This window comes from Bradyrhizobium sp. WSM1743 (assembly GCF_000473065.1).
In the GTDB taxonomy this organism is placed as follows: domain Bacteria; phylum Pseudomonadota; class Alphaproteobacteria; order Rhizobiales; family Xanthobacteraceae; genus Bradyrhizobium.
Genome location: NZ_AXAZ01000076.1, coordinates 1 through 26,007, shown reverse-complemented (window position 1 = coordinate 26,007; position 26,007 = coordinate 1). Strand labels below are relative to the sequence as shown.

Annotated in this window: 29 protein-coding genes; 22 read left to right on the top strand and 7 right to left on the bottom strand. The window is 65.1% G+C overall.

Annotation, left to right across the window (positions count from 1 at the left end; all coding sequences use genetic code 11):
* The first annotated feature begins 17 nt into the window (after positions 1-17).
* From YU9_RS0132035 to YU9_RS0132000, 8 genes are all read left to right on the top strand, one after another.
* Entirely contained in the window at positions 18-824 is an 807-nt protein-coding gene (locus tag YU9_RS0132035) for a xanthine dehydrogenase family protein subunit M (protein WP_027576462.1), read from the top strand.
* Positions 825-884: 60 nt separating this feature from the next.
* Positions 885-1,808, top strand: coding sequence for a MoxR family ATPase (locus tag YU9_RS0132030; RefSeq protein ID WP_027576461.1), 924 nt, complete (start codon positions 885-887; stop codon positions 1,806-1,808).
* Positions 1,809-1,923: 115 nt separating this feature from the next.
* A complete protein-coding gene (locus YU9_RS0132025; RefSeq protein ID WP_027576460.1) occupies positions 1,924-3,126 on the top strand; it encodes a VWA domain-containing protein in 1,203 nt (400 codons plus the stop codon).
* A gap of 10 nt (positions 3,127-3,136) precedes the next feature.
* Positions 3,137-3,460 (top strand): XdhC family protein, encoded by a 324-nt coding sequence (locus tag YU9_RS0132020; RefSeq protein WP_007602422.1) that lies wholly within the window; start codon positions 3,137-3,139, stop codon positions 3,458-3,460.
* Between the two features lie 2 nt (positions 3,461-3,462).
* Positions 3,463-4,164: an XdhC family protein gene (locus tag YU9_RS0132015; RefSeq protein ID WP_027576459.1), complete on the top strand. Its 702-nt coding sequence runs from the start codon at positions 3,463-3,465 to the stop codon at positions 4,162-4,164.
* Positions 4,161-5,765, top strand: coding sequence for an NTP transferase domain-containing protein (locus YU9_RS0132010; RefSeq protein WP_027576458.1), 1,605 nt, complete (start codon positions 4,161-4,163; stop codon positions 5,763-5,765). Before YU9_RS0132015 ends, YU9_RS0132010 begins: the two co-directional genes overlap by 4 nt.
* Before the next feature lie 196 nt (positions 5,766-5,961).
* Positions 5,962-6,351 (top strand): DUF4189 domain-containing protein, encoded by a 390-nt coding sequence (locus YU9_RS0132005; protein WP_027576457.1) that lies wholly within the window; start codon positions 5,962-5,964, stop codon positions 6,349-6,351.
* Between the two features lie 125 nt (positions 6,352-6,476).
* Positions 6,477-6,887, top strand: a complete 411-nt coding sequence (locus YU9_RS0132000; protein ID WP_027576456.1) for a DUF2000 family protein — start codon at positions 6,477-6,479, stop codon at positions 6,885-6,887.
* A gap of 133 nt (positions 6,888-7,020) precedes the next feature.
* Here the strand turns inward: YU9_RS0132000 and YU9_RS0131995 are convergent, their stop codons facing one another.
* Genes YU9_RS0131995 through YU9_RS0131985 form a run of 3 tightly spaced genes read right to left on the bottom strand, consistent with a single transcriptional unit; the run spans position 7,021 to position 8,243 of the window.
* Positions 7,021-7,434 carry a GFA family protein gene (locus YU9_RS0131995; RefSeq protein WP_027576455.1) on the bottom strand — a complete coding sequence of 138 codons (414 nt, stop codon included), beginning with the start codon at positions 7,432-7,434 and terminating at the stop codon, positions 7,021-7,023.
* 15 nt (positions 7,435-7,449) lie between these two features.
* Positions 7,450-7,911, bottom strand: coding sequence for an SRPBCC domain-containing protein (locus YU9_RS0131990; protein ID WP_027576454.1), 462 nt, complete (start codon positions 7,909-7,911; stop codon positions 7,450-7,452).
* A complete protein-coding gene (locus YU9_RS0131985; protein WP_027576453.1) occupies positions 7,908-8,243 on the bottom strand; it encodes a metalloregulator ArsR/SmtB family transcription factor in 336 nt (111 codons plus the stop codon). Before YU9_RS0131985 ends, YU9_RS0131990 begins: the two co-directional genes overlap by 4 nt.
* Before the next feature lie 108 nt (positions 8,244-8,351).
* On the opposite strand from YU9_RS0131985, the gene YU9_RS43065 reads away from it, so the two are divergent.
* From YU9_RS43065 to YU9_RS0131935, 10 genes are all read left to right on the top strand, one after another.
* Positions 8,352-9,047: a TetR/AcrR family transcriptional regulator gene (locus YU9_RS43065; RefSeq protein WP_027576452.1), complete on the top strand. Its 696-nt coding sequence runs from the start codon at positions 8,352-8,354 to the stop codon at positions 9,045-9,047.
* The gene (locus YU9_RS0131975) at positions 9,044-9,832 is read left to right on the top strand and encodes an HlyD family secretion protein (RefSeq protein ID WP_036018646.1); all 789 of its coding nucleotides are present in this window, start codon (positions 9,044-9,046) and stop codon (positions 9,830-9,832) included. Before YU9_RS43065 ends, YU9_RS0131975 begins: the two co-directional genes overlap by 4 nt.
* Positions 9,829-10,761, top strand: a complete 933-nt coding sequence (locus tag YU9_RS0131970) for an ABC transporter ATP-binding protein (protein WP_027576450.1) — start codon at positions 9,829-9,831, stop codon at positions 10,759-10,761. Before YU9_RS0131975 ends, YU9_RS0131970 begins: the two co-directional genes overlap by 4 nt.
* On the top strand, positions 10,758-11,921 hold the full coding sequence (locus YU9_RS0131965) for an ABC transporter permease (RefSeq protein ID WP_027576449.1): 1,164 nt from the start codon (positions 10,758-10,760) through the stop codon (positions 11,919-11,921). Before YU9_RS0131970 ends, YU9_RS0131965 begins: the two co-directional genes overlap by 4 nt.
* Before the next feature lie 130 nt (positions 11,922-12,051).
* Positions 12,052-13,359, top strand: coding sequence for an adenylate/guanylate cyclase domain-containing protein (locus YU9_RS0131960; RefSeq protein WP_027576448.1), 1,308 nt, complete (start codon positions 12,052-12,054; stop codon positions 13,357-13,359).
* 145 nt (positions 13,360-13,504) lie between these two features.
* Entirely contained in the window at positions 13,505-13,714 is a 210-nt protein-coding gene (locus YU9_RS0131955; RefSeq protein ID WP_027576447.1) for a hypothetical protein, read from the top strand.
* A gap of 113 nt (positions 13,715-13,827) precedes the next feature.
* The gene (locus YU9_RS0131950; RefSeq protein ID WP_027576446.1) at positions 13,828-14,559 is read left to right on the top strand and encodes a GntR family transcriptional regulator; all 732 of its coding nucleotides are present in this window, start codon (positions 13,828-13,830) and stop codon (positions 14,557-14,559) included.
* Positions 14,560-14,607: 48 nt separating this feature from the next.
* A complete protein-coding gene (locus YU9_RS0131945; protein ID WP_027576445.1) occupies positions 14,608-15,849 on the top strand; it encodes an MFS transporter in 1,242 nt (413 codons plus the stop codon).
* A gap of 20 nt (positions 15,850-15,869) precedes the next feature.
* A complete protein-coding gene (locus YU9_RS0131940; protein ID WP_027576444.1) occupies positions 15,870-16,763 on the top strand; it encodes an amidohydrolase in 894 nt (297 codons plus the stop codon).
* Between the two features lie 121 nt (positions 16,764-16,884).
* Positions 16,885-17,799 carry a PhzF family phenazine biosynthesis protein gene (locus YU9_RS0131935; RefSeq protein ID WP_027576443.1) on the top strand — a complete coding sequence of 305 codons (915 nt, stop codon included), beginning with the start codon at positions 16,885-16,887 and terminating at the stop codon, positions 17,797-17,799.
* 83 nt (positions 17,800-17,882) lie between these two features.
* On the opposite strand, the gene YU9_RS0131930 is transcribed toward YU9_RS0131935, so the two are convergent.
* Positions 17,883-18,344 carry a DUF488 family protein gene (locus YU9_RS0131930; RefSeq protein WP_027576442.1) on the bottom strand — a complete coding sequence of 154 codons (462 nt, stop codon included), beginning with the start codon at positions 18,342-18,344 and terminating at the stop codon, positions 17,883-17,885.
* A 9-nt stretch (positions 18,345-18,353) separates the two neighbouring features.
* Complete coding sequence (locus tag YU9_RS0131925; protein WP_156952257.1) at positions 18,354-19,190, bottom strand: DUF72 domain-containing protein; 837 nt, start codon at positions 19,188-19,190, stop codon at positions 18,354-18,356.
* A gap of 104 nt (positions 19,191-19,294) precedes the next feature.
* On the opposite strand from YU9_RS0131925, the gene YU9_RS0131920 reads away from it, so the two are divergent.
* The 4 genes from YU9_RS0131920 to YU9_RS0131905 all read left to right on the top strand — a co-directional run bounded on the left by YU9_RS0131920 (position 19,295) and on the right by YU9_RS0131905 (position 22,900).
* Entirely contained in the window at positions 19,295-19,675 is a 381-nt protein-coding gene (locus YU9_RS0131920; protein WP_027576440.1) for a hypothetical protein, read from the top strand.
* A gap of 150 nt (positions 19,676-19,825) precedes the next feature.
* Positions 19,826-20,023, top strand: a complete 198-nt coding sequence (locus YU9_RS0131915; protein WP_027576439.1) for a hypothetical protein — start codon at positions 19,826-19,828, stop codon at positions 20,021-20,023.
* A 240-nt stretch (positions 20,024-20,263) separates the two neighbouring features.
* Positions 20,264-21,391, top strand: a complete 1,128-nt coding sequence (locus tag YU9_RS0131910; protein ID WP_027576438.1) for a glycosyltransferase family 2 protein — start codon at positions 20,264-20,266, stop codon at positions 21,389-21,391.
* Between the two features lie 6 nt (positions 21,392-21,397).
* Complete coding sequence (locus YU9_RS0131905) at positions 21,398-22,900, top strand: glycosyltransferase family 39 protein (RefSeq protein ID WP_027576437.1); 1,503 nt, start codon at positions 21,398-21,400, stop codon at positions 22,898-22,900.
* A gap of 6 nt (positions 22,901-22,906) precedes the next feature.
* Here YU9_RS0131905 and YU9_RS0131900 read toward each other — a convergent pair whose 3' ends face one another.
* On the bottom strand, positions 22,907-24,796 hold the full coding sequence (locus YU9_RS0131900; protein WP_027576436.1) for a CHASE2 domain-containing protein: 1,890 nt from the start codon (positions 24,794-24,796) through the stop codon (positions 22,907-22,909).
* Positions 24,797-24,856: 60 nt separating this feature from the next.
* Entirely contained in the window at positions 24,857-25,381 is a 525-nt protein-coding gene (locus YU9_RS0131895) for a FecR domain-containing protein (protein ID WP_027576435.1), read from the bottom strand.
* Positions 25,382-26,007: the final 626 nt, after the last annotated feature.

Here is a 26,007-nt window from a genome sequence, read left to right as displayed (position 1 = left end):
GCGATCAGGACATTCAGATGTACGAATTCAAATATCATCGCCCTGGGACCGTTCGCCAGGCGGCCAACCTCTTGGTGAAGAACGAGGACGCCAAGGTGATCGCCGGCGGTCACACGCTGATTCCCGTCATGAAGCAGCGCCTCGCAAGCCCGCCGCATTTGGTCGACCTCTCCCACATCGAGGGGCTTAACACGATCGAGATGAAGGGCCGCTCGCTGGTGATCGGCGCCACCGCCAAGCACGCCGAGGTCGCGACCTCCGCGGTCGTCGGTGAGGCGATCCCGGCGCTGGCGAACCTTGCCGGCGGGATCGGCGATCCCGCCGTGCGTCACAAGGGCACGATCGGCGGCTCGCTCGCCAACAACGATCCGACCGCGGACTATCCGGCTGCGGTGCTGGCGCTGGGGGCCACCATCGTTACCAACAAGCGCCGTCTCAAGGCGGAAGAGTTCTTCCAGGGCCTGTTCACGACGGCGCTCGAAGCCGACGAGATCATCACCAAGGTGATGTTCCCGCTGCCGAAAAAGGCGGCCTACATCAAATTCCGCAACCAGGCCTCGCGCTACGCGCTGGTCGGCGTGTTCGTGGCGCGGCGTCCTTCGGACGTGCGTGTTGCCGTCACCGGCGCCGGGTCTGAAGGCGTGTTCCGTGTCACCGCATTCGAGGAGGCCCTGAAGAAGCGCTTCGCCTCGAAGGCGCTGGAAGGCATCGCGGTGCCGGCGGAAGGCCTCAACAGCGATATCCACGGCAGCGCCGAATACCGCGCGCACCTCATCGGGGTGATGACGCGGCGCGCCGTCGACGCTGCCAATGCCAAGGAATGATGGGCCTCACTCATCGGCCCAATATTTGCCCGGTGCGGGCGTAAACGAGACTGGCTTTTCATGAATTCAGCGGCCAATACTTCCGGTGCCATGCCGGCATCGGTCGATGCGATGCTCGAACTCCTGACGTCGCGCGGCTATCTCGCCGAGCGGTCGTTGGCGACGGTAACCTATCTGTCGCTGTGCATGGGCCGGCCGCTGTTCCTGGAGGGCGAGGCCGGGGTCGGCAAGACCGAGATCGCAAAGGTGCTCTCGGCGGCGCTGGGGCGGAAGCTGATCCGCCTGCAGTGCTACGAAGGTCTCGACGTCTCCTCCGCGGTCTACGAGTGGAACAGCGCGGCGCAGATGATCGCGATCCGGATGGCGGAAGCCGCCGGCGACACCGATCGCGAGCAGCTCTCGAGCGACATCTTTGCCGATCGCTACATGATCAAGCGGCCGCTGCTCCAGGCGCTGGAGCCCGATGTCGCCGGCCCGCCGGTGCTGTTGATCGACGAGCTGGACCGCGCCGACGAGGCGTTCGAGGCGTACCTGCTCGAAATCCTCAGTGACTTCCAGGTGACCATCCCCGAATTCGGCACCGTGAAGGCGCCGCACCCGCCGATCGTCATCATCACCTCCAACCGCACCCGCGAGATCCACGACGCGCTGAAGCGGCGCTGTCTTTATCACTGGGTCGATTATCCCGCCGCCGAGCGCGAGCTTGCGATCGTCAAGACGCGCGTGCCCGGCATCTCCGCCAAGCTGTCGCAGCAGGTCGTCCGCTTCGTGCAGGCGCTACGCAACCAGGACTTCTACAAGTCGCCGGGTGTCGCCGAGACCATCGACTGGGCCACCGCGCTGTCGGAGTTGGATGCCCGCTCGCTGACCCCGCAAGTGGTCGGCGACACGCTGGGCGCGCTGCTCAAATACCAGGACGACATTACCCGCATGCAGGGCGACGCCTTGCAGAAGGTGCTGAAGGAAGCGACGAGCGAGAATTGATACGCGTCCATTGAGTTCGTCATTCCGGGGCGCGCGTCAGCGCGAACCCGGAATCTCGAGATTCCGGGTTCGCTCGTTTCACTCGCGCCCCGGAATGACGGAGCGAGGATAGACCATGGCCATCAACCACCTTGCCCCCGAGCGGACCGAGCAGTTCGCCGACAACATCGTCGGATTCGCCCGCGCGCTGCGTGCGGCCGGCATGCCGGTCGGGCCGGGCGCCGTCATCGATGCCATGAGCGCGCTGCAGGTGATCGACATCGGCAACCGGTCGGATGTCTTCACCACACTCGAGGCGATCTTCGTCAAGCGCCATGAGCATGCGCTGATCTTCAGCCAAGCCTTCAACCTGTTCTTCCGCGCCTCGGAAGAATGGAAGCACATGCTGGATTCGGTGCCGCTGCCGGAGCAGGCGAAGAAGAAGCCGCAGGCCGGCGCCCGCCGCGTCCAGGAGGCGATGTCGCAGCCGCGCATGACCGAGACGCCGCAGCATCAGGAGCAAGACCTGCGCCTGTCGGTCTCCGACAAGGAGATCCTTCAGAAAAAGGATTTTGCGCAGATGAGTGCGGCGGAGATCGCCGAGGCACTCCAAGCCGTCGAGCGGATGCATCTGCCGCAGGCCGAGCTCCTGACGCGCCGGCAGCGGCCCGATCCGCGGGGCTTGCGCCTCGACCTGCGCCGGACGCTGCGCGCGTCATTACGCACCGGCGGCGACATCATCGACCTCCATCGGCTTGGGCGGATCGAGAAGCCGGCGCCGATCGTCGCGCTGCTCGATATCTCTGGCTCGATGAGCGAATACACCCGCCTGTTCCTGCATTTCCTGCATGCGATCACCGACGCGCGCAAGCGCGTCTCGGTGTTCCTGTTCGGCACGCGGCTGACCAACGTCACCCGCGCGCTGCGCCAGCGCGATCCCGACGAGGCGCTGGCGAGCTGCTCGGCCTCGGTCGAGGACTGGGCCGGTGGCACGCGGATCTCGGCCTCGCTGCACAACTTCAACAAATTGTGGGCCCGGCGCGTGCTGAGCCAGGGCGCCATCGTGCTCTTGATCTCCGACGGGCTGGAGCGGGAGGCCGATTCGAGGCTCGCCTTCGAGATGGACCGACTGCACCGCTCCTGCCGTCGGCTGATCTGGCTCAACCCGCTGTTGCGGTTTGGCGGCTTCGAGGCCAAGGCGCAGGGCATCAAAATGATGCTTCCCCACGTTGACGAATTCCGCCCGGTACATAATTTGAGTTCGATCCAGGAGCTGATCACGACGCTCTCCCAGCCGCTGCCGCCGCATCACCGCAGCCTGATCCGCTCCGCAGCTTGAGAGGCACCCCATGCTCGATCGCGACGAGGATATTCTGAAGGCGGCGGAGGACTGGCAGAAGGCCGGCCGTGGCGTCGCGCTGGCGACGGTGGTGGAGACTTGGGGCTCGGCCCCGCGCCCGGCGGGCTCAAGCCTCGTCATCAATGACGAAGGCACCTTCCTGGGCTCCGTCTCCGGTGGCTGCGTCGAGGGCGCCGTGGTGACCGAGGCCATGGATGTGATCCAGAGCGGCAAACCGAGGATGCTGGAGTTCGGCGTTGCCGACGAGACCGCCTGGAATGTCGGGCTGTCCTGCGGCGGCACCATCCGCGTCTTCGTCGAGAAGGTCGGCTAGCCGTGAAGCTCGCGATCCTGCACGAACTCAACGCCGAGCGCGCCGCGCGCCGGCCCGTGATCCTGGTGACCGATACCGAGACTGGCGAGCAGCGCCTGGTGAAGGCCGCAGACTTTGCCAAGGACCCGCTACGCGCCGAGCTGGAGAAGCAGCTTCGCATGGGCAAGAGCGCCAATGTCGAAGTTGCCGGCAAGAAGCTGTTTCTCAACGTCTACGCGCCGACGGCAAAGCTCGTGATTGTCGGAGCGGTTCATATCAGCCAGGCCCTGGCGCCGCTGGCGCGCTCGCTCGGCTATGACGTCACCGTCGTCGACCCCCGCACGGCCTTTGCGAGCCCTGAGCGTTTCCCCGACATTCCGCTGATCGCCGAATGGCCGGACACGGCGCTGCCGCCGCTCAATGTCGACGCCTACACCGCGTTCGTTGCGGTGACGCACGATCCCAAGATCGACGATCCCGCGCTGCTGCACGCCTTCGAGCGCAACTGCTTCTATATCGGCGCGCTCGGCTCGCGGAAGACGCATACCAAGCGCGGCGACCGGTTGCGGGCGCAGGGCGCCAAGGAAAGTGACATCGCGCGTATCCACGCGCCGATTGGCCTTGCGATCGGCGCGGTCTCGCCATCCGAGATCGCAGTGGCGATCATGGCCGAGATCACGGCGGTGCTCCGGCTGCCACCAAAAGAAAAAGAAGAAGCGGCATGAAGTTCGGCCCGGCGAGTCCCAGGGATGCAATCGGCGGGGTGACCGTCCACACCCTGCGTCAGGGACCGCTGGTGCTGAAGAAGGGCACGACCATTGGACCTGCAGAGGTCGAGGCGCTCACGCGCGCCGGCATCAAGGACATCGTCGTGGTGCGCATGGAGGAGGGCGACGTCTCCGAGGACGTCGCGGCCGCCAGCATCGCGCTTGCGGTCGGCGGCGAGGGCATTCATGTCGAGCGCGCCTTCACCGGCCGCGCCAATCTGTTCGCCGCGCGAGCGGGCGTGCTGGTGATCGACCGCGCCGCGGTCGACCGCATCAACAATATCGACGAGGCCATCACCTTTGCGACGCTCACCGCTTTCAAGCCGGTGGTCGAGGGCGAGATGGTCGGCACCGTCAAGATCATCCCGTTCGGCGTCGAGGGCGCCTTGCGCGATGCCGCGGTGAAGGCGGCGGGCAAGGACGTGCTGAAGGTCGCGCCCTATGTGATCAAGCACGTCGGTGTGGTCTCGACGCTGCTGCCCGGCCTTTCATCCAAGGTCGTCGACAAGACGCTGCGCGTGACCTCAGAGCGGCTCGCGCCGGCAGGCGCCAGTATCATCGCGGAGCGGCGGGTCCAGCACGACGAGCGCGAGCTGTCGGCCGCGATCAAGGAATTGCTCGGCCTCGGTGCCGAGCTTGTCATCGTGTTCGGCGCCTCTGCCATCGCTGACCGTCGCGACGTGATCCCGGCGGCCGTCAGCGGCATCGGCGGCGAGATCGAGCATTTCGGCATGCCGGTCGATCCCGGCAATCTGTTGCTGATTGCCCGCGCCGGCGATGTGCCGGTGCTGGGCGCACCGGGCTGCGCACGCTCGCCGGTCGAGAACGGGTTCGACTGGGTCCTGATGCGGCTCCTCGCCGGCATCAAGGTGACCCGCTCCGAGCTGATGGGCATGGGCGTCGGCGGCCTGCTGATGGAGATCGTGACGCGGCCGCAGCCGCGCGCACAGCCGGAGACCGAGGGCAACAGCCAGGTCGCGGCCATCGTACTCGCGGCCGGCCGTTCCACGCGCATGGGCGGGACGAACAAGCTGCTCGCCGAGCTCGACGGCAAGAAGCTGGTGCGCCTCGCGACCGAGCAGGCGCTGGCCTCCAAGGCATCCGAGGTGATCGTCGTTACGGGGCATCAGGCGGAGCTGGTCGAGCAGGCTCTTCAAGGCCTGAAGGTGAAGTTCGTCAGGAATCCGGATTTCGCCGGCGGCATCGCCAGCTCGGTCAAGGCCGGCATCGCGGCCGTGCCCGAAACCTGCGACGGCGCCGTAGTTTGTCTCGGCGACATGCCGCTGATCGATGCCGGCCTGATCGACCGTCTCATCGACAGTTTTGCGCCGGACCGTGGCAATCTCATCGTCGTGCCCGTCAGCGAAGGCCGCCGCGGCAATCCGGTGCTGTGGTCGCGCCGCTTCTTCAAGGAGCTGATGACGCTCGAAGGCGATATCGGCGCGCGCCATCTGATCGCCAAGCACACCGAGGCGGTGGCCGAAGTGCCTGTCGACGGCGAGAGCGCCTTCCTCGACATCGACACGCCGCAGGCGCTGGAAGCGGCAAGACACGGATGACGCTGCCGTCGGGTGGGCAAAGGCGCGCAGCGCCGTGCCCACCGCTCGTCGTTGCGATCGACAATTCGTGGGCACGCTTGGCTTTGCCCGCCCTACCGCACCTCCCCATCCTCTCGATTTCAACGCCTCATTCACCATCTGGAAACGACCGGGGCTTAGAGTTCCCCCGACCTGCCTTGGGGGGAGGGGTTTTTCCATGGCTTCGAACGTCGTCGCGCGCCGTTGCGCGATGTTTTTCTTTGCGCTGTCCGTTTGCATCGCCGGCGCTCGCCACATCACGGATGCGCACGCGGCCGGCGCGTTTGCGGTCGGCAAGTGCGGCGCGTATGGCCAGGCCTTTGACTACGGCCACGAGCACGAGGCGCGTGCGGCGGCGCAGAAGCAATGCAAGGGCGATTGCACGACCGTGACGATGAAGCGCGCCTGCGCTGCGATGTCGGTCGATATGACAAACCCCTGCGGCGCCTATGGCTACGCCGTCAAGCCGAAGATCTCGGCTTCGCTCAATGCCGCCACGCGCGAATGCTACAAATATGGCGGCAAGGAATGCGTGATCCGCGCCTGGGCCTGCGACGCCAAGGGTTGATTCTTGTATTGTCATTCCGGGGCCCGTGGCAGCGCGAACCCGGAATCCCGAGATTCTCAGGTGCGCAAGCGCGCACCATAGTTCGATGCTGCGCATCGCCCCGGAATGACAACCGAGGGAATCCCATGCAGTTCGACACCAAGATCGCGGTTGTGATCCGTACCGATCTTCAGGCCTGGCAGAAGCTCAACGTTGCGTCCTTTCTCACCAGCGGCATCGCCGCGGCCTTTCCGGACTGCATCGGCGAGGCCTATGAAGACGCCTCAGGCACGAAATATCACGCGCTGATCGGCCAGCCGATCCTGATCTATGGCGCCGACGGTCCGGCGTTGTCGCGTGCGCTGGACCGCGCGCTCACGCGGAACGTTACGCCAGCCGTCTATACCGAGGACATGTTCAAGACCACGCACGATGCCGCCAACCGCGAGGCGGTGAGGGCGGTTGCGCGCACCGACCTCAATCTCGTCGGCGTTGCGATGCGCGCCGAGCGGAAGGTGATCGACAAGATCGTCGACGGCCTGAAGTTTCATAGTTGAATGTAGGTCTCACCTCTCCCGCTTGCTTGCGGGAGGGGTTGGTGCAAAGCGCCGGGTGAGGGCTTTCTCAGGAACGGGCCCTTTGTGGAGGCACTTCTCCCAACCCTCTCACTGAGCGGGGAGGGGGCGCACCTCAGCCCGGCGGCATGCCTTCGAATTTCACCAGGCCAGGATCAAGACGATCCCAGTCATGACCGCGCGCGGCGAAAGTGACCGCCTCCGGCCTGTAGCGGGCGGGGTCGTCGAGGCTTGCCGCCCGGATCGTGAAGACGTCGGGCTGCGCTGCGAAGGTCATGTACACAGGTACACCGCATTGAGTGCAGAAGCCGCGCGTCTTCACCTTGCCATTGTCGGCGACCATGTCCCAATGCTTCGCTTCGCCGGTCAGCGTGACGCCGGCGCGCGCGAATGTCGCGTACGAGCCATGGCCGCTGCCACTTTCGCGCTGGCAGTCCCGGCACTGGCAATGATTGCTGAACAGGGGCTCCCCTAGAATCGAATAGCGGATCGCGCCGCAGGCGCAGCCGCCGGTAAAAGGCTTTTCCATCGCGATATCTCCCACTCACTCTTCGCCGCTGATCTCGTCGAGCTGCCTGACGACCTTTTTCCAGCCGCCGCTCATGACCGTGTAGGCCGCCTCGTTCCTGGGCAGCACGAAGCCCGCATGGACCAGGCGGATCCGCGTGCCGGCTTCGACCGGGGTGAGGGACCAGGTCACGACGGTGTCGAGCGGTGCGCCATAGCCGGTGTTGCGCTCGTCGCCGCCCTTCCAGGCGTAGACGAGGCGGCGGTGCGGCGCGACCTCCAGAACCCGGCAATGGATCACGCCGTCCCAATTCCCGCCCGGGGTGGTCTGGAATGTGAAGGTGTTGCCTTCAATCGCCTCGAAGCCGGTCGGCTTCATCAGCCAGCGCGCGATCAACGCGGCACTGGTCAGCGCCTTCCAGACCGTCTCCGGCGCATGAGGGAGCACTTCGTCAACGACGATGTCCTTTGTTTCGACTTTCAATGCTGCAGTACTCACGGATCGATCTCCTTCAACAGGTCACGCAGGTTCTGGAAGCGCTCGCGCCAGAAGACGCCGTAATGGTCCATCCAAGTGACCAGAGGCTCCAGTCCTTCAGGCGCGGCGCGGTAATAGACGTTGCGGCCCTCTGCACGCTCGGCGACGAGGCCGGCCTGCTTGAGGGACTTCAGGTGCTGCGAGATCGCGCCCTGAGTAACTCCGCTGCCGCGCGTCAGCTCAGCGACGCTGATCTCCTTGCTCTCGAACACGCGCTCGAACACGGCGCGGCGGGTCGGATCGGCGAGCGCGCGCATCACGGTGGTGACGGGGTTCGGGGCGGCTTCAGTCATGAAGTTAAATTAGTGGGGACTAATGCATTAGTCAACACTAATTTAGTTCCCGGAATAGGGCTGCGTCGCTGACTTGACCATGACTGACCAGTCAGTCATATTCCTCAAATGACCAAGAAACCGACCAAAACCGCCTTGCCATCGGCAACTCGCGCCGGCGCGAAGGACCCTATCCCTGCTCGCAGCGAGGAGGCGCCTGCCTCGAACCGCGCCACGCGTGCGGCGGAGCGGCGTGCGGCGATCGTGGAAGCGGCGATGGACGAATTCATCGCGCGCGGGTTTGCGGCGACGCGGCTCGACGACATTGCAAAGCGCGCTGGCGTCGCCAAGGGCACGATCTACCTGCACTTCAAGGACAAGGAATCGATGTTCGAGGAGCTGGTGCGCATCGTCATCGTGCCCGTGGTCGCACGGCTGACGACGCTGCCGCCGCCGACCGGGACGGTGCGCGAGCTGATAGAGACCTTCGCCAGCAACTTCCTGAAGGAGGTGATCGGCACGAGGCGCGGCGATCTGGTGCGCCTGATCGTGGCGGAGGGCCCGCGCTTTCCGTCGGTCGCCGACTTCTACTACCGCGAGGTGGTCTCGCGCGGGATCGCGGCCATGCGCGCGCTGATCGAGCTCGGTATCGCCCGCGGCGAGATCCGCGAAAAGGATCTCGCTCGCTATCCGCAGATCCTGGTCGCGCCCGCGATGATCGCGGTGATCTGGCAGAGCCTGTTTGCACGGCATGCGCCGCTCGACGCGCAGGATATGCTGCGCGTCCATCTCGATTTGATTTTTGGCGAACGGAGGACGACATGAGGTCGTCACAAGCGATTTTCAGTCTTGCATTGACGATCGTGCTCGCGGCCGGGCTGGCCGGCTGCAACGACAAGCGCGATCCCGGCTTCCAGGGCTGGATCGAGGCCGACATGATCTTCGTCAGCCCGGACGAAGCGGGTCGGGTCACCAAGCTCAACGTCCGCGAAGGCGACGAGGTCAAGGTCGGCGATCACCTCTATTCCGTCGACGACGATCTCCAGCGCGCCGATCTCAATCAGAACAAGGCGACACTCGCGAACGCGCAGCAGACCTATGACCGCGCGGCTTCGCTGAGCAAGACCGGCTCGGGCACGCAGGCCAATCTCGACTCCGCCGTGTCCGCCTTGCGCGTCGCGGAAGCTCGGGTGGCGACGTCGGAGACGCGGATGGCGCGACGCAAGGGCTTTGCGCCCGTCGCCGGCACGATCCAGCAGATCTATTTTCGCGAGGGCGAGATGGTGGCGGCGCAGCGGCCCGTGCTGTCGATCATGCCGCCCGGCAACATGAAGCTGCGCTTTTTCGTGCCGGAGACCGAGCTGCCGAAGCTTGCAATTGGCGACACGGTGCGTGTTTCTTGCGACAATTGCGCGGCCGATCTCACTGCGAAGATCTATTTCATCGCAACCTCGGCCGAGTATACCCCGCCTGTGATCTACAGCCTCGATGAGCGCAATAAGCTGGTCTACCTGATCCAGGCGCGGCCCTCGCGCCCCGATGCTTTGCGCGTCGGACAGCCAATCGACGTCCATCTCAATCCAAAGACCCCGGTGGCGGACAAGCGATGAGCAACGGCAACGGCATCGCGATCGACGTCAAAGGCCTGACGAAGTCATTCGGCGGCCGCGAGGTCGTGCACGATCTGTCGATGCAAGTGAAGCGCGGCTCGATCTACGGCTTCCTCGGACCCAACGGCTCGGGCAAGACCACGACCATCCGCATCCTTTGCGGGCTGCTCACGCCGGATAGCGGCGAGGGCACCTGTCTCGGCTACGACATCCGCCGCGATGCCGAGAAGATCAAGCGCCAGGTCGGCTACATGACCCAGCGCTTCAGCCTGTACCAGGACCTCTCGGTGCGCGAGAACCTCGAATTCGTCGCCCGGCTCTATGGCCTCGCTGACGCGCGCGGCGCCGCACGTGACATGATCACGCGGCTCGGGCTGTCTGGGCGCGAGGAGCAGCTTGCAGGCGAGCTCTCCGGCGGCTGGAAGCAGCGGCTGGCGCTGGGGGCCTGCACGCTGCCCAATCCACAATTGTTGCTGCTCGACGAGCCGACCGCCGGCGTCGACCCCAAGGCGCGGCGCGATTTCTGGAACGAGATCCACGCGCTCGCCGCCGACGGTCTCACGGTGCTGGTCTCGACCCACTACATGGACGAAGCCGAGCGCTGCCATGAAATCGCCTATATCGCCTACGGCCATCTGCTGGCGCACGGCACGGTGGAGGAGGTGATCGCGAAGTCGGCGCTCACGACCTACACCGTCACGGGTGAGGATTTGAACGGGCTCGCGGCCGCGCTCACCGGCAAGCCGGGCGTGGACATGGTGGCGCCGTTCGGAACCTCCTTGCACGTCTCCGGCCGCGACGTCGCGGCGCTCGAAGACAGCATCGCGCCTTGGCGCGCGAAGGGCGGACTGCACTGGCAGAAGTCGCAACCCTCGCTCGAAGACGTGTTCATCGAGCTGATGGGGCGCTCCAAGGATAATTTCCAATGAGCGTCGTTGATCGTCCAGCTCCAGGCCGCGAAATTCGCGAGCGCTTCGGCTTCCTGCGGCGCTCCTATGCGATGCTGATCAAGGAGTTCATCCAACTCAGGCGCGACCGCGTCTCGTTCGCGATGATCGTGATGCTGCCGGTGATGCAGCTCATGCTGTTCGGCTACGCCATCAACACCACGCCGCACCATCTGCCGAGTGCCGTGCTGCTCCAGGAGGATTCCGATCTCACCCGCTCGATTCTGAAGGCGCTGGAGAACACCGCCTATTTCCGCTTCCTCTATGAAGTGCACGATGTCGACGATTTCGACAACCTGCTGAAGTCCGGCAAGGTGCTGTTCGGCGTCGAGATCCCGCGCGGCTTCGAGCGGGCGGTGCGGCGCGGCGACAGGCCGGCGCTGCTGGTCGCCGCCGATGCCACCGACCCGGTTGCGGCGAGCGCGGCGCTCGGCTCGCTCGGCATGGTCGTGCAGACCGCGCTCAAGCACGATCTCTTTATCGGCGATCCTCCGGAGATGCCGTTCGAGATCCGCGCGCATGCCCGCTACAATCCGGCCGCGGCCTCCAGCCTCAACATCGTGCCGGGCCTCGTCGGCACCATCCTGACCATGACCATGCTGATCTTCACCGCGCTGTCGGTCACGCGCGAGGTCGAGCGCGGCACCATGGAGAGCCTGTTGTCGATGCCGATCAAGCCGGTCGAGGTGATGTTCGGCAAGATCGTGCCTTACGTGCTGGTCGGCTTCGTCCAGGCCTTCCTGATCATCGGCATCGGCGTCGGTCTGTTCGGCGTGCCCGTGCTCGGAAACCTCATCCTGCTGGCGCTGCTCTCGACGCTGTTCATCACCACCAATCTGTCGATCGGCTACACCATCTCGACGGTGGTGCAGAACCAGCTCCAGGCCATGCAGATGTCGATGATGTTCTTCCTGCCGAGCATTCTCCTGTCCGGCTTCATGTTCCCGTTCGCGGGCATGCCGACCTGGGCGCAATATCTCGGCGAATGCCTGCCGCTGACCCATTATCTGCGCATCGTCCGTGCGATCATGCTGAAGGGCGCAACCATGGAGAACCTGCGCTTCGATGCCCTGGCTCTGGGGGTTCTGATGCTGCTCGCCATGACCATCGCCGTGACGCGCTTCCGCCGCACGCTGGATTGAGGCACAATGCCTCCTTGAGCGTCATTCCGGGGCACGCGAAGCGTGAACTATGGTGCGCAATTGCGCACCTGAGAATCTCGAGATTCCGGGTTCGCGGCTTCGCCGCGCCCCGGAATGACAAGGGGGTGAAATGGTCAGGTTTGCAAGCAGGAGAGTCCGGCATCATGCCGTGCTATCGCAGGACTTCGAGCGCGAGCTGACGCGGGAGGTGCTGCGCACCGAGCTGTTGCGGGTGCGCGCCCTGATCATGACGGGGTGCGTCATGATGCTGTTCCTCACTGCGATCTATTTGATCGATCCCGCCGTGGTGAACCGGGTCTGGCGCGGAACGGAGGGGATCATCGACATATACGGCCTTCTGATCGGCTTCATCCTGTTCGAGGTCTGGGTCCACACCCAGATCAGGAAGAACCTCCGCCTCGACCGCGACGTGCCGGTGATCAGGCGCTATATCGGCACGCTGATCGAGACGTCGCTGCCCACGGTGATTCTCATCCTGCAAATCCGCACCATGGGCGCGCCCCAGGCCCTCGGCTTCGCCGTGCCGCTGATGTACTTCATTTTCGTCATCCTCTCGACCCTGCGGCTCGATTTCTGGCTCTCCGCATTCACAGGTTTCGTGGCCGCAGCCGGGCTTCTGGCCGTCGCGCTGTATTACAACTCGGCTGGCGAGGCCGACGAGCCCCTGATTTATTTTCACGCCGTACGCAGCATCGTCATCCTGATCTGCGGCGTGCTGGCCGGCGCCGTCGGCGCGCAGTTGCGGCGGCAATTTGCCGCGAGCATCGCGGCGGCGACCGCGCGCGACCGGGTGACCAATCTGTTCGGCCAGCACGTCTCCCCGCAGGTGGTGGAGCGGCTGATGGCGGCGGGAACGAGCGCAAGCGGCGACGTCCGCCGCGTCGCGGTGATGTTCGTCGATTTCCGCGGCTTCACGGCCGGCGCGCAGTCGCGCACGCCACAGGAGGTGGTCGACCGGCTCGACGGCGCTTTCGCCGTGCTGGTCGACATTCTCGACCGTCAGGGCGGCATCGTGAACAAGTTTCTCGGTGATGGTTTCCTTGCGCTGTTCGGCGCGCCGCTGGAAGCGTCGGACGCCGCGCATCGCGCGGTCGCCGCGGGTCGCGAGATGCTGATGGCAATGGATCGCATCAACGCAGAGAGCAGCTGGCCGCTTCGCATCGGCATCGGCATCCATTTCGGCGAGGTCGTCGCCGGCAATATCGGCTCGCCCCGGCGCAAGGAATACACCGTCATCGGCGATACCGTGAACTTCGCCTCGCGTCTGGAGGCGCTGAACAAGGAGTTCGGCTCGCAGCTCCTGATCTCCGCGTCCGTGCGCGAGGCGCTGGGCGATGACGGCCGCGATGCCGTCGCACTCGGCGAAATCGAGGTGCGCGGCTACGAGCAGAAAGTGCCGGTGTTTCAGCTGGGGTAGCGCGTCTTCAAATGTGAGTCGCGCGTCGTTGAAGCGGGTCGCGCTGCGTTGAAGACGGCGTGATGAAATATCCCTGCTAGTTTTCGGGTCCTGCACTGTGCAAGCCGAAGCGTCTCGGCTTTCACTCGTTATCCGGAGAAAGCCAATGACCCGATTGACCCTTGTTGCGGCCGCCCTGATCGCCGGCGCCATCCTTCAAACCGAAGCCGCTGCCGCCCGCAACGTCACGGAGCGGCACGCCGCAACTCACGTGACGACGGACTGCGTCAGGGCTCCGGCAGAGGGGGCGTTTGCATCTGATCCCTACAAGCAGCCGCCTTGCCTGCCGAACACGGCTTACGCGTACCCGTATTAGCGCTCGCATCAGATGAAGCCGGGCTGGCGAGGTCTGCCAGCCCGGCGTCGGGCCGGCGACGGCAAACTTTGTCGTCGATAGCTTTCGCGTCATCTAGTCATCTATATGACTAGATGAATTCCGCCCCGCTCGACGACCGTCTGCCACGCTACCAGCGCCTGCGCGACGACCTTGCGGCGCGGATCAATCGCAATGAGTGGCGGCCGGGCGAGTCGATCCCGTCGGAAGCCGAGTTGGCTGCGCATTACGGCGTAGCCATCGGCACCGTGCGCAAGGCGATCGACCAGCTCGTTAGCGACGGCGTGCTCGAGCGGCAGCAGGGCCGCGGCACCTTCGTGCGCCGCGCGCGGTTCAATTCATCGCTGTTCCGCTTCTTCCGCTTCCAGTCCGAGAGCGGCGAGCGGCGCGTGCCGAAGAGCCGGGTCATCCGCCGCAAGAGCGTGCCGGCGACATCGGCGGTCGCATCCGCGCTACGCATCCCGGTCGGCGAGCCGGTGATCAGCCTGTCGCGCCTGCGCCTGATCGACGACGTGCCGCTGCTCGCGGAAGAGATCTGGCTGCAGCAATCGCGTTTCGCAAAGATCCTCGAGATCGACACCGCCGAATTCGGCGACCTCCTGTATCCGCTCTATGAGGAGCGCTGCGGCGAGGTCGTGGTTTCGGCCGAGGAAATCCTCACCGTCGAGACCGCCAACGAGATGCAGGCGCGCTTGCTCAGACTCGCGCCTCATGCCCCGCTGATCGTGATCGAGCGCCTCGCGCTCGACCTCGAGCGCCGACCGATCGAGTGGCGCAGGTCGCGCGGGCCGGCCGACCGCTTCCGCTATCACGCCGAGATCCGGTGAAGCGGCCTTTCCACGTCATCAAGCAATAACGAGTACAGGGGTAGGAAAATGTCAAACTGGTACAGCGAAAGCTCGCCGCTGGAGCGGCGCACGTTCTGGGCAAGCTTTGGCGGCTGGGCGCTCGATGCGCTCGACGTCCAGATGTTCGGTCTTGCCATCCCGGCGCTGATCGCGGCATTCGGCATCAGCAAGGCCGATGCCGGTCTGCTCGGTTCGATCACACTGTTCTTCGGGGCCTTCGGCGGTTGGTTCGGCGGTGCGCTCGGCGATCGCTTCGGCCGCGTCAGGGCGCTCCAGATCACCGTGGCCACCTTTGCGCTCGCGACCTTCGCCTGCGCCTTCGCGATGACCTATACCCAGCTTCTGGTTTTGAAAGCGATCCAGGGCCTCGGCTTCGGCGCCGAATGGGCCTGCGGCGCGGTGCTGATGGCCGAGATCATCCGTCCCGTGCATCGCGGCACGGCGCTCGGCTCGGTGCAGAGCGCCTGGGCGGTGGGATGGGGCGCCGCCGTGCTGCTCTCCGCGCTCGTCTTCACCTATGCGCCGGCGGACATCGGTTGGCGGCTTTTGTTCGCGCTGGGGTTGCTGCCAGCACTCCTCATCATCTTCATCCGCCGCGGTCTGAAGGAGCCGCCGCGAGCAGCCGCGGCCGAGAAGACACCGTTCTTTGCAACGCTCTCCGGCATCTTCCACCGCGACGTGCTGCGCTCCACCCTGATCGGCGGTCTGTTCGGCATCGGAGCCCATGGCGGCTACGCCGCGCTGACAACCTTCCTGCCGACATTCTTGCGTGAGGTACGCCATCTGTCGGTGCTGGGCTCCAGCGGCTATCTCGCCGTGATCATCGTTGCCTTCTTCTGCGGCTGCGTGACCAGCGGCATTATCAGCGATCGCATCGGGCGCCGGGCCAATGTCGCGTTCTTCGCCACCGCCTGCATCATCACGGTGCTGATCTACATCTTCGCGCCGCTGACCAATGGCGAGATGCTGGCGCTCGGCTTTCCGCTCGGATTCTTCTCCGCCGGCATTCCCGCCAGCATGGCGGCGCTGTTCAGCGAGCTTTATCCCGCCGGCGTGCGCGGCACCGGCGTCGGCTTCTGCTACAATTTCGGCCGCATCGTCTCCGCTGCGTTCCCGTTCCTTGTCGGCTTCCTCAGCGATCACATCGGACTTGGCCCTGCGATCGGCATCGATGCGGCCTTCGCCTATTCGCTGGTCTTGATCGCGGTGCTGCTGCTGCCCGAGACGCGCGGCAAAGTCTTCGAACAGACCGCCGCGACGCGTGCGTGAAGCGGGATGGGAGATTTGCCATGACATTCTCCCAGGGCGGCCTGACGCGCCGCCAGTTTGGCGCGGGTCTCGCATCGCTCGCCACAGCAGTCGCGACCACAGTCAGGAGTGAGGCCGCTTTGCCGACGATCGATACCCACGCTCATGTGTTTCACCGCGGCCTCAAGCTTGCGCCGGGCCGGCGCTATGCACCTGACTCCGACGCGCCGCTCGCGCTCTATCTGGAGCAGCTCGACCGCAATGGCATGAGCAATGGCGTGCTGGTGCAGCCGAGCTTTCTCGGCACGGACAATTCCTATCTGGTCGAGTGCCTGAAACAAGCGAATGGGCGCCTGCGAGGCATCGCCGTGGTCGATCCCGCCGTATCTGCCAACGAGCTACGCGCGCTCGATCGCGCCGGCGTCGCCGGCATTCGCCTCAATCTCATCGGCCAGCCCTTACCCGATCTCGCTGCTGGAGAATGGAAGGCGCTGCTCGGAAATCTGAAAGTCATGGGCTGGCAGGTCGAGATTCAGCGCAATGCCTCCGATCTCGCCGTGCTCGCGCCGCAGCTGCTCGATCACGGCGTCACGATTGTGCTCGATCATTACGCGTTGCCCGACCCGAAACTCGGTGTCGCCGATCCCGGCTTCCAGTCGGCCCTGAGACTGGGGGCGACGACAAACGTCTGGGTCAAGATATCGGCGCCATACCGCAACGGCGCTGCCGGCGAGGACTTTGCAAGCGCGGCCTATCCGCTGCTGCGCGATGCTTACGGGCTCGATCGCCTGCTGTGGGGCAGCGACTGGCCCCACACGCAGTTCGAGGCGACGCAGAGCTACACGAAGAACCGGCTGTTTCTCGACGCGCTGATCGTCGACAACGGCGAACGCGCGCAGGTGCTGGCCTCGCCACGTTCGCTCTTCCGCTTCTAAAATCTTTCCCGCGATTGCTCCGATTGCTCCGAATTTTGGGGCATGACGGGCGATGTTGCCGGCTTGTAGACTGCTGCGCGATGCGGCCGGTCGTGGCCGCGACTTGCATGGGGAAGTGCAGATGCAGCGCCGTTACGTCACCGTGGATGTGTTCACCGGCCGCGCCTTCGGCGGCAACCAGCTCGCGGTGGTGCTCGATGCCGGCGGGCTCACGACCGCACAGATGCAGGCGATCGCGACCGAGTTCAACTATTCCGAGACGACGTTCGTGCTGCCGCCGCGCGACAAGACCAGTGATGCCGAGGTACGCATCTTTACGCCGGTGAGGGAGCTTCCCTTTGCGGGGCATCCCAATGTCGGGACCGCCTTCGTGCTGGCGAGCCTTGCCAGGGAGCCCAAGCCGCGCCTGCTGTTCGAGGAGAAGGCGGGCCTCGTGCCGGTCGATATTGTGCGCGAGCAGGGCCGGGTGGTCAGCACCGAGCTCACCGCACCGCAGCCGCTGTCGCGGCTTGCACAGTGTTCTGCCGAAGAGGTCGCGGCCTGCATCTCTCTGACGGCGGATGACATCAAGATCGATCATCATGCGCCGCAAGTCGTCGGCGTCGGAACGCCGTTCGTGGTCGCTGAGGTGCGATCGCGCGAGGCTGTGCGCCGGGCCAAGCCGGATGCCGCGGCATTCAGTCGGATGCTGCCGCGCGACGGCGCTTTCTCGGTCTATTTCTACACGCGCGATGTGCCGGCAGCCGAAGCATCTTGCGAGCGTCAGGCGCGGATGTTCTTTCCCGGCGCAAGCGGGCTGATCGAAGACCCCGCGACCGGCAGCGCGACGGTTGCCGCCGCCGCGCTGTTCGCCGATCTCGATCCCACGCCTGACGGCGAATTGAAGCTCACGATCGGCCAGGGCTTTGACATGGGCCGTCCGAGCATCCTCCTCACCCGCGTGCGCAAGCAGGAAGGCAAGATCGTCTCCGCCCATGTCGGCGGCAGCTGCGTGCAGATGATGGAGGGGACGTTTAGGTTGGAGGGAGAGGCGTGATTGTCATTCCGGGGCGCGCGTCAGCGCGAACCCGGAATCTCGAGGTTCCGGGTTCAGCCCCGCGGGCTGCCCCGGAACGACAATCAGGCCTGCCGTCCCGCCAGATTCTTCACCGTCACCCCATCGCGCTCCTCGATGAGCTCTGCGATCATCTGGCGATGGCAGTGGGTGTGGTCGCGCTCGTAGCAGAGCAGGCACACCGGGCCGGCCTTCTTCACCAGCGCCGAGAGCTCGTCCATCTCTTCCTTCGCTTGGGGCGTCTTCAGGTGCTTCGAATAGATCTTCTCCAGCACGTCGTATTGGCCGCTGCGGGCGGCGAGGCGTCCCTCCTTGGGCGTGCCGAGCGCGGCGAGATGAATATAGGCGATGCCGCGCTCGTCGAGGCCCGCCGCCAGCTGCTTCTTGGAAAAGCCCGGCCGGCGCGATGACGTCACCGCGCGCACGTCGACCACGAGCTTGACACCGGCTTCTTCCAGCTCGTCCAGCACCGCCTTGGGCGGCGTTTGCTCATAGCCGATGGTGAACAGCTTCTTCGCCTTTGCCATGAACCATCCTCAGCTCACCCGTGCGATCAGTTCCATGGCGCCATGCGGCGCGCGCACCTTGCCCTCGTGGATGACATAGGCGAACACGTCGCGCGGCTCCTTGTTCGGCTTGGCCTTGTCGACCTTCGGCAGGTCGTCCGGTTCACCGCCCGAAGCCCAGTCCTGGAAGCGCTTGGCCCAGGCATCGAGCTGCTTCGGCGGATAGCAGGTCTTGATCTCGTCATTGCCCTTCTGAAGCCGCGCATAGACGAAATCGCCGGCGACGTCGGCGATCGCAGGATATTTGCCGTGCTCGGCGAACACCACGGGCGTCTCGAATTCGCGGATCAATGCAACGAAGTCAGGCGTGCAGAAGCTGTCATGGCGCACTTCCACGACATGGCGCAGCGCGCGCCCCTCAAGCTTGCGCGGTAGCAGCTCCAAAAACTTGCCGAAATCGGCGCCGTCGAACTTCTTGGTCGGCGCGAACTGCCACAGCACGGGCCCAAGATGGTCGCCGAGCTCCAGCACGCCGGAATCATAGAACCGCTTGATGGAATCGCCGGCCTCGGCCAGCACGCGGCGGTTGGTGGCGAAGCGCGGTCCCTTCACCGAGAACACGAAGCCATCAGGAACTTCGCTGGCCCATTTGCGAAAGCTCTCCGGCTTCTGCGAGCCGTAATAGGTGCCGTTGATTTCGATCGAGGTCAGCTTCGAGGCGGCATAGGACAGCTCCTTCGCCTGCGCGAGCTTCTCCGGATAGAACACGCCGCGCCAGGGCTCGAAGGTCCAGCCGCCGATGCCGATGAAGATGTTGCCGGATTTCTTTGACGCGGTTTTTGCTTTGGCCACGGGAGGATCTCGCATCGTCGGGGGGAGGAGGGCTGCATCCTAATCAAACCAGATGTGATTGGCCAGTTGGCCCGTCCTATCTAAGCTCGCGACCGGACCCGCGAAGAAGGAGAACAACAATGCGGATGCTGTTGATGGGAGCCGCGCTCGTCATGATGACATCTGCTGCCATGACATGTTCTGCTTTGGCAGATGACGACGATGCGAAAAGCGCGCAGAAGCTCGCCCAGCAGGGCCGCGACGATTACTGGCATTGCCTGGCGCGGGAATATTCGCGGGACTCCAATCAGGGTCTGTCGGAGCAGGATTTCGGCCGCTCGGTGGCGGGCGCCTGTCCATCGGAGCGGCAATATTACCGGGTGGCGCTGCTCGACTATCTCACCACGCAGTATCCGAACATCGATGCCGGCGCCCATCTCGCCACCGCGAACAGGGCGGTGGAGGCGGCGCAGAAGGACATCGTGATGGCCTTCGTCAAGCACCGGCCGCCGGCGAAGTAGGGAATTGGGAGTGGCGAATAGCGAGTAGGGCAGGAGCCCGGGTCGACTCATTCGCTACTCGCCACTCGCTATTTGCCGCTTCGGCAGCTCTTCCGGCCGCGCGCTCATCCATGGTATCAGTGGGCCGATCTGGAGCAGGGATGGACTTGCATGTCGTCTGAGTCGTTGGGTGGCATTCTGGGGGCGATCGTCGCGGCGATCGTGCTTGCGGTCGCCGTCGTGTTCGGGCCGATCGGCCAGTACGGCAAACCGCCCAAGCCGGCGAAAGTCGAGCCGGCCCCGGCGCCGGCAGCCCCCGCCGCGCCCGCGCCGCGCGGGCCGATCATCCGGGAAGTGCCCAACCAATAGGGTGCGAAAAATAGGGTTTCCGCCCCTTGCGAAGCGCTTTTGCCGTCCCCATCTGGCGTCTAACGGCGACGTTGAGTGAAGAACTCCGTCGCTGGGACGACCTTGGAATAGCTCAGACCTGCGCCGGATGTACGCGCGGTCCGCCGTTCCGGGGTCGTTGGCATTTAAGGCCCCTTTTCGGCCGTTCCCCAGAGACCCCCGGCTTGGCAGCGCAGGACGCGGCGGATATACGCTGCCGTCATGGATGAAGCGATCAGACCGGGCGTCGACAACCAGGCTCAAGAAGGGCCGGAACTGTCGGTCATCGTCCCCACCTTCAACGAGCGCGACAACGTCACGGTGCTGTACCGGCGGCTGGAGGCGACGTTCGCCAACGTCGCCTGGGAAGTCGTGTTCGTCGACGATAACTCGCCCGACGGCACCTGGGACGTCGTGCGCGCGCTGGCGCAGCGCGACAGTCGTGTGCGCTGCGTCCGCCGCATCGGCCGGCGCGGCCTGTCGGGTGCCTGCATCGAGGGCATCCTCGCCTCGAGCGCGCCCTATGTGGCCGTGATCGACGCCGACCTCCAGCACGACGAGACGCAGCTACCCAAGATGCTGTTGCTGCTCGCAAGCGATCAGGCAGACCTCGTGGTCGGCAGCCGCTACATCGAGGGCTACAAGAGGGAAGGTTTCAACAAGCAGCGCGCCGGCGCCAGTGCGCTGGCGACCGAGGTCGCCAAGAAGATGCTGCGGGTCGAGATTGCCGACCCCATGAGCGGCTTCTTCATGATCCGCCGCGACCGTTTCGAGCAGCTCGCGTCAAAGCTCTCCGTGCACGGCTTCAAGATTTTGCTCGACATCGTCGCGACCGCGCACGGCAGCTTGCGGGCGGTCGAGATTCCCTACACCTTCGGCGCCCGCCAGCACGGCGAGAGCAAGCTCGATTCCATGGTCGCGCTCGACTTCCTTGGTCTCGTCTTCGCCAAGCTGACCAACGACATCGTCTCGCTGCGCTTCATCCTGTTCGCGATGGTCGGCGGCATCGGGCTCGTGGTGCACTTGACCACGCTGTTCATCGCACTTCAGCTGTTCAAGGCGCCGTTCGCGGAGGCGCAGGCCGCCGGCGCCATCGTCGCCATGACCAGCAATTTCATCCTCAACAACTTCCTCACCTATCGCGACCAGCGGCTGAAGGGCTTTGCGCTGCTGCGCGGCCTGATCGCCTTCTACATCGTGTGCAGCGTCGGCCTGCTCGCCAATGTCGGCGTCGCCTTCTCGGTCTACGACCAGGAGCCGATCTGGTGGCTGGCCGGGATGGCCGGCGCGCTGATGGGCGTGGTGTGGAACTACGCGATGTCCGGACTGTTCGTCTGGCGCAAGAAATAGCTCACAATGGGCGGAGCTGACGCGCGGATCGTCCGCAACACCGCGCTGGCGATTCTTGCGCTGGTGGCCCTGCGGCTCGTCGCGGCCGCGTTCACGCCGATCACATTCGACGAAGCCTATTACTGGATGTGGTCGAAGAACCTCGCCGGTGGGTATTACGACCACCCGCCGATGGTCGCCTACGTCATCCGCGCCGGCACCATGATTGCCGGCGACACCGAGCTCGGCGTCCGCCTGGTCTCGATCCTGCTCGCACTGCCGATGAGCTACGCGGTCTATCGCTCAGCCGCAATCCTGTTCGGGGGCGCGCGCGTGGCTGCAACCAGCGCCATCCTGCTTAACGTGACACTGCTGGCCTCCGTCGGCACACTGATCGTGACGCCCGATGCGCCGCTGCTGGTCGCCTCCAGCTTCGTGCTGTTCTTCCTCGCCAAGGTGCTGGAGACCGGCCGGGGCGCCTGGTGGCTCGGGGTCGGCGTGGCGGTCGGCGCGGCGCTGCTATCGAAATACACCGCGATGTTCTTCGGACCAGCGATCCTGATCTGGCTCGCTTCCGTGCCAAAACTCAGGCGCTGGTTTCTCTCGCCGTGGCCGTATCTCGGCGGCCTCGTTGCCCTAGCGCTGTTCTCGCCGGTGATCCTTTGGAACGCGGACCATCAATGGGTCTCGTTCGCAAAGCAGCTCGGCCGCGCCAAGATCGAGGACTTCCGCCCCGTCTTCATCGCCGAGCTGATCCCGACCCAGATCGCGTTCGCAACGCCGCTGGTCTTCATCCTCGGCGCGATGGGCCTGCACGCGCTGACCTGGCAGCGCGCGGGCGCGCTGGCCTCGCGCGTGCTGATCGAGACGATGTTCTGGACCATCGTCGCCTATTTCGTCTGGCATTCGCTGCATGCCCGCGTCGAAGCCAACTGGTTCGCGCCGGTCTATCCACCCTTCGTCGTCGCCGCGGCCGCGGCAGCAAACCTCGCGCAGTGGAAGCCGCGCCAGCGGCGCCTCGTCGACTTCTGCCTGCGCTGGGCCGCCCCCGTCGGCATCGTGATGTTTGCGGCGCTGATCGTGCAGGCCAATACCGGCTGGCTGTCGGGCTATCGTCGCGATGCCACCGTGCGCAGCGTCGGTGTCGGCTGGCGCGAGCTCGCCGCAGAGATCGAAGCGGTGCGCGCGCGCAGCGGTGCGACTTGTGTGCTCGCACAGGACTACGGCACCACGAGCTGGCTCGCGTTCTACCTGCCGCGCGGCACCTGCGTCGCGCAGCAAAGCCAGCGCATCCGCTGGGTCAACATGGGCGAGCCCGAGCCCAAGCTGCTTGCCGGCAAGCTGCTCTATGTCGACGAGCTGCATCCGGACGGGCATCCCGTCCTCAACGAGCTCTTTGCAAAGGTGACACAGGTTGCGCAATTGCAGCGCAAGCGTGGGCCGCTGGTGGTCGAGACCTACGGCATCGATCTGCTCGAAGGCGCCAAGGGCGAGGTGCTGGATCGCTCGCCGCCGCCGGAGGCGCGGTAGCGGACCTCAGCCGATCATCTCGGCCTTTGCAACAGCCTGGCCCGGCCCATCCCGATCGCGCCAGAACCAGACGGTCACGACACCGGAGCGGCCGCGGACCTGGGCGAGCAGGGGACCTGACAGGACGCCGTCGGGCGCGCCCTGGAAGTCGGCCGCATCCAGCAGCGTATCGCTCAACGCGAGCCGCGCATCGTTCTGGGCGGCAATCTCCATCAGCCGGCTCGCGACGTTGACGGTGTCGCCTGTCGCCGTGATGTGCTGATGGCTTTCGCCGAGCCGCGACGCAACGATGGGGCCGCAATGTGCGCCGATCTTGAAGCCGAGCTGTCCCGCGATCGCGGGCGGCAGCGAGGCGATCCAGCGTTCGACGCCGCGGTGCAGGTCGATCGCGCATCTCAGCGCGCGCGCCGCGTCATCGGGCATCGCGCGCGGCAGCCCGAACAGGATCATGGCGCCGTCGCCGAGAAAGCCGGTGATCATGCCGCCGCAATCGATCGCGGCCTTGTCGATCAGCGCATGAAACGCTTTCAGAAGATCCCTGAGTTCGTCCGGATCAATCCGCTCGCTCAGACCGGTGAAGCCGGAGAGATCGACGAAGACCACGGCGGCATCCTGCCGGACGGGCTTCGACAGGAAGTTCGGATCTCGTGCCAGCCACTCCTGCAACGCCGGGGCCTGGAATTGCGCAAGCGACCTGCTCTTGGCGGCGAAATATTGCGTGCGGCGGCCCCCGGCCCAAAGCTGCACGCCGGCAAAGACCGCAACCGGCGGCACTGCTGCGGCGAGTGTGGTGGCCGCGTTCAGCCAGACGCCATGCGTGAACGCGAACAGGTTGAGCCCGGCCCAGGCGATCATCACCGCGGCAGCCGCCATGATGCCGAGCGCGCTACGCCGCCAGGCGAGCAGGCCGACCAGCAGCATCGGCAGCAGGGTCGCAGTGAGCGCGCCGGCAATACGGACCCGGCGGTCGCGCACGATGCCGTCGCCGGCGACGAGATGCGTGATCGCGGTCGAGACCACCTCGACACCGGGCATCAGGGAATCGAACGGCGTCGGATAGAAGTCGCCGCCACCGGCGACAGAGGCGCCGATCACGACGATCCGGTTCTCGATCGCCGCCCGATCGAGCGTGCCGTCGAAGATGCTCTGCGCGCTGACGGTACGGATCGTGCGGCGCGGGCCGTAATAGGTGATCGGCAGCGCGAAATCGCTGTCGGTCGGCACCGCGCGATCGCCGAGCATGAGACGGTCGGGCGCGACCGTCAGCGGCTTGTTGAGCGCGCGGGCCGCGACGCGCAAGGGAAACGACAGCTCGACCTTGTCGTGCGTCCGGAACAGCATCGGCACCGAGAGCGGTGAGCCCGATTGTCCTGTCGCGACGTTGACGACGCCGACGTCGGCGTGTTCGGCGAATGCGGGCAACGGCTGCAGGAAGCGTTCGGCCTGCGGCAGAACGGCGAGGGGACCTTCGCTGCTGGGTGCCACAGTTTCGCTGGCGGAGGGGAAGATCGCCGCGGCGGCGAGCACCATAGGACCGGTGGCGAGCGTGTTGGCCAGCGTGGCATCGCCGATCGCAGCGCTGCGGTCGACGAGCAGGAGATCGATCGCGACGACCTTCGGCTTGAACTGCACGATGGTGTCGACGACGCGGGCGAGATCGGCGCGCGGCAGCGGATAGCTGCCGCCGCGCTTCACGACGGTATCATCGATCGCGACGATGGTGACGAGATCCGGCGGACGCTGCACGCCGCGGACCTGCGTCCGCCAGTCCGTCAGCGTGGCTTCGAGGCGGTCGAGAAAGCGCAAGTTGCCGTTGGCGTGCGCGGCATAGATGCCCGCGCCCCACAACGCGGTGAGGACGAGTGCCACCAGGATCTGAACGCGTCGGCTGCGCATGCGGTCGTCTTGCAATCTTCTATTGTCCAAATCTCATGGGCCGGCCTTATCGATCCAGTCTTATTGCGCGAGTCTCGCCATGAGCGCGTCGACGCGCGGCTGGCCCCATGTCTTGACGGTCAACGGGCCGGTTGGCTCGACGTCGACGCCTTCGCCGGGTCCAAGCACGACGCTGCGTCCACGAGCCCTGCGGGCCACGCCGACCCGGCCGTTAGCGACGAACACGGAGGTCTTGGCGTCAGCGACATCGACCGCCCACCTCGTGCCGCGCACTGCGGCAATCGCTTGCGGCGTCAGCACCTTGAACGGATTGCCCCGCGGCTTCCTGGGCACCTCAACCAGCAGGGCTTTGCTGCTCAACTCCACGGAGTCTATATGTCCGTCGCGGTTGGCGTCCTTAAGTTCAAACTTGGCGCCATTTTCCGCAACGATGGTGATGCCGTTGTCACAGCGCCATGTCTGTGTCCCGGCGGCCGACGGCGACGCCGTGCAGCCCGCATTGGCCGCAGGCTGTGCAGTCGCAGATCCAATCAACAGAAACGACCCTGCCAGGGCAAAAAACCCCGCGCGCGCGATCCCTCTCATGCCAGCCTCCGTTTGCGTGCTCGGCACAGTTCAAGGCGGGATGATACGGTACCGTATCACGCGCAGAGGCTGCTGAAAAGTGCCGAGTTCGCAGCTATTTTCTCGTGGCTGCGATGTCCAGAACCGAAATGATCAACTTTCAGTCACGGCGCCGTGGCACGGCGTGCGCCGACCTTCTCCCTCTCCCCGTTCTTACGGGGAGAGGGTTAGGGTGAGGGGCCGTCGCCGCAAATTCGGTGAGAGTCGCATTCGCGGAGAGTCCCCCTCACCCGGAATTTGCTGCGCAACTTCCGGCCTCTCCCCGCAAGCGGGGAGAGGAAGGCTGAGCCCGAGCACACCAGCCTCGCGCAACACTTCCTAGACGACCGATTCCGTGAAACCTGCGGACATGGAGCGGGCTGAATTGGTGGAACGGACGGGTTGTTGGCGGATTCCTCGTTTGCGGTCGGCGAAACGAGGAGCTGTACCATGGCAGGATGGCGGCGAGCGGTCGAACTGGCAATGAGTGATGAAGAGATAGCGACTTTGGCGGCTCTTTCGCGGTCGAGAACCGAGCTGGCGAGCCGGGTATCGCGAGCACAGATGCTCCTGGCGTATCGGGAGAATCCTTGGTTCTGCGCGGTGGG